The organism is Methylobacterium aquaticum, assembly GCF_016804325.1.
In the GTDB taxonomy this organism is placed as follows: Bacteria; Pseudomonadota; Alphaproteobacteria; order Rhizobiales; family Beijerinckiaceae; genus Methylobacterium; species Methylobacterium aquaticum_C.
In genome coordinates, this window is record NZ_CP043627.1 from 5695001 (window position 1) to 5706108 (window position 11108).

At 69.2% G+C, this 11108-nt stretch carries 13 protein-coding genes and 1 pseudogene (1 of these 14 cut by a window edge); 6 read left to right on the forward strand and 8 right to left on the reverse strand.

What is annotated here, in order from left to right; all coding sequences use genetic code 11:
- The 3 genes in view from F1D61_RS26140 to F1D61_RS26150 are tightly spaced (at most 55 nt apart) and all read left to right on the forward strand, a layout consistent with a single transcriptional unit that may run on beyond the window.
- Positions 1-1053, forward strand: partial view of an isocitrate/isopropylmalate dehydrogenase family protein gene (locus F1D61_RS26140; protein WP_203155053.1) — the 3' portion only. 33 nt of this gene lie to the left of the window's left edge; the window shows 1053 of its 1086 coding nt (coding positions 34-1086); its start codon lies off the left edge, out of view; the stop codon is at positions 1051-1053.
- A gap of 25 nt (positions 1054-1078) precedes the next feature.
- Positions 1079-1963, forward strand: coding sequence for an NAD(P)-dependent oxidoreductase (locus tag F1D61_RS26145; protein ID WP_203155054.1), 885 nt, complete (start codon positions 1079-1081; stop codon positions 1961-1963).
- A gap of 55 nt (positions 1964-2018) precedes the next feature.
- On the forward strand, positions 2019-2723 hold the full coding sequence (locus F1D61_RS26150; protein WP_203155055.1) for a glutathione S-transferase family protein: 705 nt from the start codon (positions 2019-2021) through the stop codon (positions 2721-2723).
- 271 nt (positions 2724-2994) lie between these two features.
- On the opposite strand, the gene argC is transcribed toward F1D61_RS26150, so the two are convergent.
- The gene (argC, locus tag F1D61_RS26155) at positions 2995-3936 is read right to left on the reverse strand and encodes an N-acetyl-gamma-glutamyl-phosphate reductase (RefSeq protein WP_203155056.1); all 942 of its coding nucleotides are present in this window, start codon (positions 3934-3936) and stop codon (positions 2995-2997) included.
- Positions 3937-4175: 239 nt separating this feature from the next.
- On the opposite strand from argC, the gene F1D61_RS26160 reads away from it, so the two are divergent.
- Complete coding sequence (locus F1D61_RS26160; protein ID WP_203155057.1) at positions 4176-4697, forward strand: hypothetical protein; 522 nt, start codon at positions 4176-4178, stop codon at positions 4695-4697.
- Between the two features lie 79 nt (positions 4698-4776).
- On the opposite strand, the gene rpsI is transcribed toward F1D61_RS26160, so the two are convergent.
- The 3 genes from rpsI to F1D61_RS26175 form a co-directional block, all read right to left on the reverse strand.
- Complete coding sequence (gene rpsI / locus F1D61_RS26165) at positions 4777-5268, reverse strand: 30S ribosomal protein S9 (protein ID WP_093570597.1); 492 nt, start codon at positions 5266-5268, stop codon at positions 4777-4779.
- Position 5269: 1 nt separating this feature from the next.
- Complete coding sequence (gene rplM, locus F1D61_RS26170; protein WP_091745022.1) at positions 5270-5731, reverse strand: 50S ribosomal protein L13; 462 nt, start codon at positions 5729-5731, stop codon at positions 5270-5272.
- A gap of 184 nt (positions 5732-5915) precedes the next feature.
- The gene (locus tag F1D61_RS26175) at positions 5916-6362 is read right to left on the reverse strand and encodes a PaaI family thioesterase (RefSeq protein ID WP_203155058.1); all 447 of its coding nucleotides are present in this window, start codon (positions 6360-6362) and stop codon (positions 5916-5918) included.
- 97 nt (positions 6363-6459) lie between these two features.
- On the opposite strand from F1D61_RS26175, the pseudogene F1D61_RS26180 reads away from it, so the two are divergent.
- Positions 6460-7241 (forward strand): annotated as a pseudogene (locus F1D61_RS26180) (enoyl-CoA hydratase).
- Entirely contained in the window at positions 7238-7762 is a 525-nt protein-coding gene (locus F1D61_RS26185; RefSeq protein ID WP_203155059.1) for a CoA-binding protein, read from the forward strand. The pseudogene F1D61_RS26180 and the gene F1D61_RS26185 overlap by 4 nt, the downstream one beginning before the upstream one ends.
- Positions 7763-8108: 346 nt before the next feature.
- Here F1D61_RS26185 and F1D61_RS26190 read toward each other — a convergent pair whose 3' ends face one another.
- From F1D61_RS26190 to F1D61_RS26205, 4 genes are all read right to left on the reverse strand, one after another.
- Positions 8109-8990 (reverse strand): RNA polymerase factor sigma-32, encoded by an 882-nt coding sequence (locus F1D61_RS26190; RefSeq protein WP_203155060.1) that lies wholly within the window; start codon positions 8988-8990, stop codon positions 8109-8111.
- 271 nt (positions 8991-9261) lie between these two features.
- Complete coding sequence (locus F1D61_RS26195; protein ID WP_203155061.1) at positions 9262-9849, reverse strand: CarD family transcriptional regulator; 588 nt, start codon at positions 9847-9849, stop codon at positions 9262-9264.
- A gap of 441 nt (positions 9850-10290) precedes the next feature.
- Positions 10291-10629, reverse strand: a complete 339-nt coding sequence (gene fdxA / locus F1D61_RS26200; protein ID WP_203155062.1) for a ferredoxin FdxA — start codon at positions 10627-10629, stop codon at positions 10291-10293.
- A gap of 174 nt (positions 10630-10803) precedes the next feature.
- The gene (locus tag F1D61_RS26205; protein WP_203155063.1) at positions 10804-11106 is read right to left on the reverse strand and encodes an RNA-binding S4 domain-containing protein; all 303 of its coding nucleotides are present in this window, start codon (positions 11104-11106) and stop codon (positions 10804-10806) included.
- Between the last annotated feature and the right edge of the window lie 2 nt (positions 11107-11108).

Genomic DNA, 11108 nt, shown 5'->3' on the forward strand with positions numbered 1-11108 from the left:
GACGGCATCGGGCCCGAGGTGACGCAGGCGGCGATGGCGGTGCTGACGGAAGCCTGCGGCGCCGGCACCCTCGCCTTCGCGATGCTGGAGGGCGGGGCCGGCCACTATGTGAAGAGCGGCGAGGTTCTGCCGGACGACACCTTCGCGGGCTGCCGCGACGCCGACGCAATCCTGCACGGGGCCGCCGGCCTGCCGGGCGTGGTGTACCCGGACGGGACGGAAGTCGGCAACGACCTGCACCTGCGCCTGCGCTTCCGCCTCGACCTCTACGCCAACGTCCGGCCGATCAAGCTGCTGCCCGGCGTGCTCTCGCCCCTGCGCGCCTTCGAGGGCGGCGGCATCGACTACGTCATCGTGCGCGAGAACACCGAGGGGCTGTATGCCAGCCGCGGCGCCGGGGTGGTCCTTCGCGACGAAGTCGCCTCCGACAGCCTCGTGGTGACGCGAAAGGGCACCGAGCGGGTGGCGCGCTTCGCCTTCGATCTCGCGGCCAAGCGTTCCGGCGCGCCGCGCGACGGGCAGAGCCGTGTCACGGTCTGCGACAAGGCCAACATCCTGCGGTCCTACGCCTTCTTCCGCCGGATCTGCGACGAGGTCCATGCCGGCTATCCCGGCATCGCCATCGATTACGCCTATGCCGACGCGATCACCGTGCACATGCTCAAGCGGCCCGACTTCTACGACGTGATCGTGGCCGAGAACATGTTCGGCGACATCATCTCGGATCTCGGCGCCGCGACCGTCGGCGGGATGGGCATCTCGCCCTCGGGCGAGATCGGCGACAGCCACGCCCTGTTCCAGGGCGCCCACGGCTCGGCGCCGGACATCGCGGGCCAGAACGTCGCGAGCCCGGTCGCCACCATCCTGTCGGGGGCGATGATGCTGCGCTGGCTCGCCGGCCGGAAGGCCGATGCGGGCCTCGCCGTCGCGGCGGACCGGATCGAGGCGGCGGTCGGCGCGGTGTTGCGCGAGGGCCGGGCGGTGCCGCGCGATCTCGGCGGTGGTGCCACCTGCACCGAGGTAGCGGACGCCGTGCGCCGTGCGCTCGCCTGATCTTTTTCATCGAGGAGACGTCATCATGAGCAAGCAGAGCGTGGGCATCGTCGGCGTCGGGCTGATGGGCCATGGCATCGCCCTCAACATCGCGCGCAAGGGCTGGCCGCTGGGCTATCTCGACCATCCGGGCAACCAGCCGACGGACGACCTCGACGCCCTGGGCGCGACGCGCCACGCCGACCGGGCCTCCCTGGCGCGGGCGAGCGAGGTGGTGATCCTGTGCGTCACCGGCACGCCGCAGGTCGAGGACGTGTTGCTGGGCGATCACGGGCTTCTCGCCTCGTTGCGGCCCGGCACGGTGGTGATCGATTGCTCGACCGCGGTTCCGGCCTCGACGGCGCGGGTTGCCGCGGCGGTGGCGCGAGCCGGCGGGCGCTTCCTCGACGCGCCGATGACCCGCACCCCGAAGGAGGCGGCGGAAGGGCGGCTCAACCTCTTGGTCGGGGCCGAGCCGGACCTGTTCGAGGCGATGCAGCCGCTGCTCTCGGCCTTCGCCGAGAACATTTTTCATGCCGGTCCCGAGGCCGGGGCGGGCCATACCCTCAAGCTCCTGCACAATTACGTGTCGCTCGGCTCCGTCGCGCTGATCGCCGAGGCGGCGGCCTGCGCCGGCCGGGCCGGCATCGCACCCGAGGTGCTGGTCGAGGTGTTGCGCAAGGGCGGCGGCCACGGCGCCGCGCTCGACCGGTTGTCGCCCTTCCTGCTCGCGGGCGATTCCTCGCCGATGCGGTTCTCGATCGCCAATGCCCGCAAGGACCTGAGCTACTACGTGGCGATGGCCGAGGGGCTTGGCGCCGAGCGCAGGGTCGCCGAGGGGGTGCTGGCCGATCTCGACGGGCTGGTCGAGGCCGGCCACGGGACCGACCACCTGCCGCTGCTGGCCAAGCACTTCGCCGCGAAGGACTGACGCAGGCCGGCGCGGTCGGGTATCGTCGAAATCCCCTCGAGGGAGTTTCCCGGCGATGCCCGATCTCTCCGCCTTCCCGATCACCGCCCGCTGGCCGGCCCGGCATCCGGACCGGATCCAGCTCTATTCCTGGCCGACGCCGAACGGCGTGAAGGTGTCGATCGCCCTTGAGGAACTGGGGCTCCCTTACGAGCCTCATGCCGTCGACATCGGAAGAAACGAGACCTGGAATCCGGAGTTCCTGTCGCTCAACCCGAACGGCAAGATCCCGGCGATCATCGATCCGGACGGGCCGGGGGGCCGACCCTTCGCCCTGTTCGAATCGGGCGCGATCCTGCTCTATCTTGCGGAGAAGACCGGGCGGCTGATCCCCGCCGATCCGGCGGGGCGCTACGAGACCGCGCAGTGGCTGTTCTTCCAGATGGCGGCGCTCGGGCCAATCTTCGGCCAGCTCGGCTACTTCCATAAATTCGCCGGTCGCGAGATCGAGGACAAGCGGCCCCTGAACCGCTACCGTGACGAGTCGAAGCGGCTGCTCGGGGTACTGGAGACGCGGCTGTCCGGTCGCGACTGGATCATGGGGGCGGACTGCACCATCGCAGACATCGCGATGCTCGGCTGGGTGCGCAACCTGATCGGCTTCTATGAGGCGCGGGCGCTGGTGGAGTACGATGCCCTCGCGGCCGTGCCGGCGTGGCTGGAGCGGGGCCTCGCGCGGCCGGCGGTGCAGCGCGGGCTGGAGATCCCGTCGCGGGGGTAGGCTCGGGCCCGTTCGATCGGGAGCACCGACCGCGAACCCTCCATCGTCATTCCGGGGCCGCGACAGTGGAACCATGGGATCCATGAACGCTCACGATGCCGAACGAGGCGGTCGGCGTTCCGCTTCATCCTGAAGCATGAGCGGTCATGGATCCCGGGTTCTTGCCGCTGGCGAGCCCCGGGATGGCATCGGGGATGTCAGTATTGTTGGGGTGACCGGACAGGCGCCTGGATTACCGAAAGGGGGGAGGCGCTCTCCGGCAGCCGGACGCTCAAGCGAGATCGAGCATCAGGCGCAGGTTCTGCACCGCGGCGCCCGAGGCGCCCTTGCCGAGATTGTCGAGACGCGCGACCAGCAGCGCCTGGCGGTGGGTGTCGGAGCCGAACACCCGGAGTTCGAGCGTGTCGGTGTCGTTCAGCGCCTCGGGCTCGATGCGCTCGCGGTCGGCGCCGTCCTCGGCCGCAGTGACGACCTTGACCAGTGTGGTGCCGGCATAGCGGGCGGCCAGCGCAGCCTCCAGATCGGCCACCTTCGGGCGGCCGGGCAGCAGGTCGAGATGCAGCGGGATCGACACCAGCATGCCCTGGCGGAAATTGCCCACCGACGGCACGAAGATCGGGCGGCGGGTCAGGCCGCTGTATTTCTGGGTCTCGGGCAGGTGCTTGTGACCGAAGCCGAGGCCGTAGAGCTGGAAGGCCGGGGCCTCGCCGGCCTCGTAGGCCTCGATCATCTTGCGGCCGCCGCCGCTGTAGCCAGAGACCGCGTTGATGCTGATGGGGTGGTCGGCCGGGATCAGGCCGGCATCGATCAGCGGGCGCAGGAGTGCGATGCCGCCGGTCGGGTAGCAGCCCGGGTTGGAGACCCGGCGCGAGGCCCGGATGGCGGCCTCCTGCTCCGGCGCCAGTTCGGCGAAGCCGTAGGTCCAGGCCGGATCGACCCGGTAGGCGGTGCTGGCATCGAGCAGCCGCGGGCCGCCGCCGGGGAGCGAATCGGCGAGCGCCGCCGTCTCGCGCGAGGCTTCGTCGGGCAGGCAGAGGATGACGAGGTCGACCTCGGACAGGAGCGTGCGCTTCGCCTCCGGATCCTTGCGGCTCTCGTGCGGGATCGACCGGACCGTGATGTCGGAAAAGGCGTCCAGGCGCTCGCGGATGCCGAGACCGGTCGTGCCGGCCTCGCCGTCGATGAAGACGCTCGGGCTGTGCTTGCGGGTCATGGGCGAGGTCTCCGTGGCGCTCCACCGGCCGATGCCGGGCGGCGCGCGTGGTGATGGCGGGCGGCGGGCCGTCGAGTCAATCGGCAATGACGGTCCGCGAGGGCGGACTGTGCCGCGTGATCCGCGACGGTCTCATGTCGCAGGCCTGTCCACAGCCGGAGAACCCGCCCCAGAGGAACCCGGCCCGCGCGCCCCGGTTGTGCTGCCAGATCGACGAGAGCCGACGTCAGGAGCACATCATGGCCGGAACCGCCAAGAAGACCGACCCGAAGCTGTGGGAGAAGGTCAAGAAGGACGTCACCCGGTCGTCGAAGGGCGGCAAGCCCGGCCAGTGGTCGGCGCGCAAGGCCCAGATGGCGGTGCAGGAATACAAGGAGGAGGGTGGCGGCTACGAGGGCAAGAAGTCGTCCGACAACCACCTCAAGCAATGGACCGAAGAGGAGTGGGACACCAAGTCGGGCAAGGAGAGCGGCGAGACCGGCGAACGCTACCTGCCGAAGAAGGCTCGGGAATCGCTCTCCGACGACGAGTACAAGCGCTCCACCGCTAAGAAGCGCGCCGACAGCGCCAAGGGCAAGCAGCATTCGAAGCAGCCGAAGGACGTGGCGAAGAAGGCCGCGGCGGCGCGCAAGGCCTCGCATGCCGGCCGCGGAACTGGCGGGCCGACCAAGGCCGAACTGATGAAGAAGGCGCGGGAGAAGAACATCCCGGGGCGCTCCACCATGTCGAAGGGCGAGCTGGAGCGGGCTCTGAGCGCCTGAGCGAACACAACGCCCCATGAAGAAAGGGCGGGCCCTCGCGGGCCCGCCCTCCTTGTTTGCAAGGACCGGAAAGGTCGCTTTAGCGCTTCGAGAACTGGAAGCTGCGGCGGGCCTTCTTGCGGCCGTACTTCTTGCGCTCGACCACGCGCGGATCGCGGGTCAGGAAGCCCTCGCGCTTCAGCGGGGAGCGCAGCTCCGGCTCGAAGTAGGTCAGGGCCTTGGACAGGCCGTGGCGCACCGCGCCGGCCTGGCCGGAGAGGCCGCCGCCGGCGACCGTCACGACGATGTCGTACTGGTCGACGCGGTCGACGATCTGGAGCGGCTGCTGCAGGATCATGCGCAGCACCGGGCGGGCGAAGTAGGTGTCGACCGGGCGGTCATTCACCGTGATCTTGCCGGCGCCGGGCTTGATCCACACGCGGGCGATCGCGTCCTTGCGCTTGCCGGTCGCGTAGGCGCGGCCGAGGGAGTCCAGCTTCTGGACGTGGACCGGGGCCTCGTTCTCGCCCTGCGACGAGTTCTGGGCCTTGCTGGCCTGGCCGAGGTCGGCGAGAGACTGAAGGGTCGCCATCTTACGCGCTCACGTTCTTGCGGTTGAGAGCGGCGACGTCGAGCGTCTCCGGCTGCTGGGCGGTGTGGGGATGCTCGTTGCCCTTGTAGACCCGGAGGTTGCCCAGGATCTGCCGGAACAGCGGGCCGCGCGGCAGCATGCGCTCCACGGCCTTCTCGACGATGCGCTCGGGGAAGCGACCCTCGAGGATGAACTTGGCCGAGCGCTCCTTGATGCCGCCGGCGTAACCAGTGTGGTGGTAGTACACCTTCTGGTTATACTTGCGGCCGGTGAACTTCACCTTCTCGGCATTGATGACGATGACGTTATCGCCGCAATCGACGTGGGGCGTGTACTGGGGCTTGTGCTTGCCCCGCAGACGCATCGCGATGATCGACGCCAGGCGGCCGACCACGAGGCCCTCCGCGTCGATGATCACCCACTTCTTGTCGACGTCGGCGGGCTTCAGCGAAAAAGTCTTCATCGCGGATAAGTCCCGGAAGTCTTGACGAAAAAAACAGGACGCCGCCGCGGTCAGGACTGAGCGCGCAGCGGCGATGCCGGCTCATTAACGGAGGTTCCCACCCGCGTCAAGCGAACCGAAAAACCCGAAACGGCAAAAAAGCGAGATTTTCGAGCAGCTTCGGCGTAGCGGTATCATGATACCGCTATTTTGGCGGGATCGCGTAGGTGCCGGTCGCGTGGCAGACGAGGTCGTCGGAGCTCCGGTCCTTCCGGCCCGAACTCCGGATCAGCACCTCGCCGACGGCGAGCGAGCGGCCGAGCTTGAGCAGGCGCGCTTCCGCCAGGAGATCGGCTTGCGCGGGCTTGCGCATGAAGTTGAACGACAGGTTGGTGGTGACGGCGAGCGCCACCGGGCCGATCTGGGACAGGATCGCGACGTAGAGCGCCACGTCGGCGAGCGCCATCATCGCCGGGCCGGAAATTGTGCCGCCGGGGCGCAGGTGGCGCTCGTGATAGGGCAGGCGCATCGTGGCTGTCATCGGGCCGACGCTCTCGACCACCGGGCCGGGCCCGCCGTGATGGATCTGCGGAAAGGCCTCGTCGAGGAAGGCCGCGACCGCATCGCGGTCCATCATGAGGGCGGCAGGCATGCGTGGGGCGTGTCCGGTTGTCGTCATGCACGATCTTGCAGCACGGCGCCCGGCACCGGACAATAGGCCATCCGTTCCGCCCCTCATTTGAGACCGCATGTCCGATCACCTGCTCCTCCGCGATGACCATGACGGCGTCGCGACCCTCGTTCTCAACCGGCCCCAGGCCCGCAACGCCCTCTCGCACGCGATGCTTACCGCGCTCTCGGAGGAGTTCGCCCGCCTCTCCCGGGACGAGAGCGTGCGCGCCGTGGTGCTGGCGGCGGAAGGCCCGGCCTTCTGCGCCGGCCACGACCTGAAGGAGATGACCGCCTACCGGGCGGAAGCCGACCGGGGGCTGCGCGCTTCGCGGAGCTGTTCGACCTCTGCTCGTCGGTGATGATGGCGATTCCGGCCCTGCCGCAGCCGGTGATCGCCGCGGTGGAGGGGATCGCGACGGCGGCCGGCTGCCAGCTGGTCGCCTCCTGCGACCTCGCCGTGGCCGGCGGGGCGGCCCGCTTCGCCACCCCGGGCGTGCAGATCGGCCTGTTCTGCTCGACCCCGATGGTGGCGTTGTCGCGCAACCTGTCGCGCAAGGCCGCGATGGCGATGCTGCTCACCGCCGAGATGGCGGATGCCGAGGAGGCGCGGGCGCTCGGTCTCGTCAACCGGGTGGTGCCCGCCGGCGCGGCGCTTCGTCAGGCGCAGGATCTCGCCGCCGGAATCGCGGCGCGCAGCGCCTATACGGTGCGGGTCGGCAAGCGCGCCTTCTACGAGCAGCTGGAGATGCCGCTGGCGGAGGCCTACGCCCATGCGGGCCGGGTGATGACGCAGAACATGCTCGCCCGTTCCGCCGAGGACGGGATCGCGGCATTCCTCGACCGGAAGGCCGCCCGATGAGCCACGACCGCTACGACGACGAGCACCTGAGGAAGATCCTGCGGCAGGTGCGCAGCATCGCGCTGGTCGGCGCCTCCGCCAACCCGGCCCGGCCGAGCTGGATCGTCACCAAATACCTGCTGGAGCGCGGCTACCAGGTGATTCCGGTCAATCCGGGCCTCGCGGGAACCGAACTCCTGGGCCGGCCGGTGGTGGCGCGCCTCGCCGATCTCCGCCAGCCGGTCGACATGGTGGAGATCTTCCGCAATTCCGAAGCTGCCGGCCCCCTCGTCGACGAGGCTTTGGCCCTCGACCCGCTGCCGGGGGTGATCTGGATGCAGCTCGGCGTGCGCAACGACGAGGCGGCGGCCCGGGCCGAGGCGCGGGGCGTCACCATGGTGATGAACCGCTGTCCGAAGATCGAGTACGGCCGCCTCTCGGGCGAGATCGGCTGGACGGGAGTAAACTCCCGCATCCTCAGCGCCAAGCGGCCGAAGCTGGCAGCAAAGGGCTTCCAGAAGCTGACGATCGAGGATCGGTGAGGATGCGTCCGCCGGTCTGTCGGCGCCCGTGACGATGCGGCCTGATCGATGGTGTTCCAGTTCCGCCGCGTGGTTCCGGGACGTCGTGGCCGGTGTGAATTCCGGGAAGGGCGCTGATCGGACGCTGGGAAGGCTGTGTACGACCCGCTCCCCAGCCCCAGGGGCCACCTCGTCATTCCGCAGCCGCAAAAGCGGCGTGCAGAAGCCGGGTGCGCGGGTGATCGAGGGAAGGCGGATCGCGTCCCGCTCATCCCGAGCCAGGATGGTTTGGAACTCCGGGCGCCGCTTTCGGCGGCCCCGGACCGACGCGGGGGCGTCGGTCTTCGCCAGGACCGATCGAACGGCCTCAGACGTAGGCGCTCATCCCGGTCGCATTCGACTGCGGGAAACGCTCGGCCAGGGCACGACGGAGCTTCTCAAGGGCGCGGTTCTCGATCTGGCGCACACGCTCCTTCGAGATGCCGAGGCGATGGCCCAGGGCCTCCAAGGTCGCCTGGTCCTCGGCGAGGCGCCGCTCGTGCAGGATACGCAACTCGCGCTCGGAGAGCACCGTGAGCGCCTGGCGCAGCCAGGTCAGGCGGCGCTCGCCGTCGACGGCGTCGGAGACGGTCTCGTCGGGCAGGGGAGAGGTGTCGACCAGGAAGTCGACCCGCTCGGCCGAGGCCTCGCCGTCATCGCCGACGGGAGCATTGAGGGACATGTCCGGGCCGGAGAGACGGGCATCCATCAGCGCCACGTCCTCGCGGGAGACGCCGATGGCGGTGGCGATGCGGCGGTGGATCTCGTCGCCGACGCGCTCGTCGGTCGACTGCATCAGCCGGGCACGCAGGCGGCGGAGATTGAAGAACAGGGCCTTCTGGGCCGAGGAGGTGCCGCCGCGGACGATCGACCAGTTGCGCAGGATATAGTCCTGGATCGAGGCGCGGATCCACCAGGTCGCGTAGGTCGAGAAGCGCACCTCCCGCTCCGGCTCGAAGCGGGCGGCGGCCTCCATCAGGCCGACATGGCCCTCCTGGACCAGGTCCGCCATCGGCAGGCCGTAATGGCGGAAGCGGCCGGCCAGGGCGATCACGAGCCGCATATGGGCGGAGATCAGGCGGTGCAGGGCCTGCTCGTCGCGTTCGTCCTTCCAGCGCACCGCGAGGCCGCGCTCCTCCTCCCGTTCGAGGAAGGGCGCATCCATCGCAACTCGCACGAACTGCCGACGTATGCCTGCGATTTCCGCCATCCCCGCCTCCGCCGCTATGGTGAGCGCTGTGTGTCGCGATGAGGCCGGGGCGCAGCATGGAGCGCGCCCGTTACACCGCAAGGCCTGCGACAACGGCGGGACCAGGCCGGAGGTTCCCGCACCGCGAAAAAATCCTCGGCGGTGCGATTGTTTCACGGGCACGATGACCCGGCGGCGGTATGAGGCGGACGCTCGGGAAGGGAGGCCCGAACATGCGAAAGCCCGGCACGGGGCCGGGCTCTCGATCGTCTGGTGGACAGGAGTGGGGGCCTCAGGCGGCCTCGGCCTCGTCCTGCACGTCCTCGCCGTCGGCCTCGGCTTCGGCGCCCTTGGCGCGGCGCGGCGACTTGGCGAGGCTCTGCTCGATGAGCTTGAGCGACTCGGTGTCGGTGATGCGGTTCACCGCCGCGATCTCGCGCACCACCCGGTCGAGGGCGGCCTCGTAGAGCTGGCGCTCGGAATAGGATTGCTCGGGCTGGGCGTCGGAGCGGAAGAGGTCGCGCACCACCTCGGTCACGGCGATCAGGTCGCCGGAATTGATCTTCGCCTCGTATTCCTGGGCCCGGCGCGACCACATGGTGCGCTTCACCCGGGCGCGGCCAGTCAGCACGTCGAGCGCCTTCTTGACCAGTTCCGGCTCGGCGAGCTTGCGCATGCCGACGGAATTGGCCTTGGCGGTCGGGACCCGCAGGACCATCTTGTCCTTCTCGAACGCCACCACGAACAGCTCGAGTTTGTAGCCGGCGATCTCCTGCTCCTCGATGGCCGTGATGCGGCCGACGCCGTGAGCCGGATACACGACCGCTTCGCCGGTCTTGAATCCCTGCCGGGCGGCTGTCGTCTTCTTGGCGGTCGTCATGCGGGGGTTGCCTCCAGGTCACCGTTCGCGGCAATGTCCGCGACCGGATCATTCATCCGGGTCAGGGCACCCGGCGAAAAATACGCGCCTGCCGGACGTCCCGAGGGGCGCCCGCCAGTCCCTGTCAAACCATAGCTAAGGAACGTCCGAACGCGCTGCGGACCGGATAGGATCCACCTTGGCTGATCGCATGCCGCCCCGTCCCATCGAAAAATTCCCGCTCGGTGGACGAAGGCCGCACGTCGGACGAAAAGCGACGGCGACGAAGAAGCTAGCACGAAGAGGCTTGAAAATCAAAAAAATTCAGGCGCCCGGCGCGGCCGCGCAGGCACCTTGCACCCGATTTCACCAGCTTGGCGGGTAAATCGCAGACCCGTCATGCGGTCGGGACAGGGATAGCAACAGGTCGGCAACCATCCCCGCCGGATCACGCGGCTTCGCTCAGTCGCCGGAGCCGGGATTGGCCGAGAAATGCGCCTCGAACTTGCCGGTCTTGCCGTCCCACTCCTTGGCGTCGGCCGGGGCGGCCTTCTTCTGGGTGATGTTGGGCCAGCTCTTCGCCATGTCGGCGTTCAGCTTCAGCCAGCTCTCCAGGCCCGGCTCGGTGTCGGGCTTGATCGCCTCGGCCGGGCATTCGGGCTCGCACACGCCGCAATCGATGCACTCGTCCGGCTGGATGACGAGCATGTTCTCGCCCTCGTAGAAGCAGTCGACCGGACACACCTCCACGCAGTCCATGTACTTGCACTTGATGCAGTTGTCGGTGACGACGTAGGTCATGGGCCGGTGAAACCTCGAAGACGAAAGAGCGCTCGCGCGGCGCCCGGGCGTGTGGGGCGGGCCTTAGACCCGGGAGGGCGGGCTTGCAAGCCGCCCATTGCGGGGCGGGGTCGCGTTGCCGTCGAGCGTCGCCTTCGCGTCACGCTTTCGCGTGCCAAGCGCGGTTGCGGACGGTCAGTCCGCCCCGCCGGGTTCCGGCCCCGCCGGGGGGACGGCGGAGAGATCGTCAAAGAGCAGCCGGGCCTCGGGTGCCGGACCCCGCCGCTCGCCGAGATCGACCACCCGCACCGCCGCCGTGACGTGCTGGGCCGCGACCGTGACCACGTCGCCCACCGCCAGCGCCTTCGAGGGGGCGTCGGCCCGCTGGCCGTTCACCCTCACGAAGCCGTCCTCGATCAGGCGCGCGGCCAGCGAGCGCGTCTTGGCGAAGCGCGCGAACCACAGCCACTTGTCGAGGCGCTGCCGGTCCGCGCGCATGG

What these genes read in the sequence shown, in the direction of transcription:
- F1D61_RS26145 (WP_203155054.1), top strand. Translation starts at nt 1,079, where the DNA reads ATGAGCAAGCAGAGCGTGGGCATCGTCGGCGTCGGGCTGATGGGCCAT.
- rpsI (WP_093570597.1), bottom strand. Translation starts at nt 5,268, where the DNA reads ATGGCGACCCTTCAGTCTCTCGCCGACCTCGGCCAGGCCAGCAAGGCC.
- argC (WP_203155056.1), bottom strand. Translation starts at nt 3,936, where the DNA reads ATGACCCGCAAGCACAGCCCGAGCGTCTTCATCGACGGCGAGGCCGGC.
- F1D61_RS26160 (WP_203155057.1), top strand. Translation starts at nt 4,176, where the DNA reads ATGGCCGGAACCGCCAAGAAGACCGACCCGAAGCTGTGGGAGAAGGTC.
- F1D61_RS26175 (WP_203155058.1), bottom strand. Translation starts at nt 6,362, where the DNA reads ATGCCTGCCGCCCTCATGATGGACCGCGATGCGGTCGCGGCCTTCCTC.
- F1D61_RS26190 (WP_203155060.1), bottom strand. Translation starts at nt 8,990, where the DNA reads ATGGCGGAAATCGCAGGCATACGTCGGCAGTTCGTGCGAGTTGCGATG.
- fdxA (WP_203155062.1), bottom strand. Translation starts at nt 10,629, where the DNA reads ATGACCTACGTCGTCACCGACAACTGCATCAAGTGCAAGTACATGGAC.
- F1D61_RS26195 (WP_203155061.1), bottom strand. Translation starts at nt 9,849, where the DNA reads ATGACGACCGCCAAGAAGACGACAGCCGCCCGGCAGGGATTCAAGACC.
- F1D61_RS26150 (WP_203155055.1), top strand. Translation starts at nt 2,019, where the DNA reads ATGCCCGATCTCTCCGCCTTCCCGATCACCGCCCGCTGGCCGGCCCGG.
- F1D61_RS26185 (WP_203155059.1), top strand. Translation starts at nt 7,238, where the DNA reads ATGAGCCACGACCGCTACGACGACGAGCACCTGAGGAAGATCCTGCGG.
- rplM (WP_091745022.1), bottom strand. Translation starts at nt 5,731, where the DNA reads ATGAAGACTTTTTCGCTGAAGCCCGCCGACGTCGACAAGAAGTGGGTG.
- F1D61_RS26205 (WP_203155063.1), bottom strand. Translation starts at nt 11,106, where the DNA reads ATGCGCGCGGACCGGCAGCGCCTCGACAAGTGGCTGTGGTTCGCGCGC.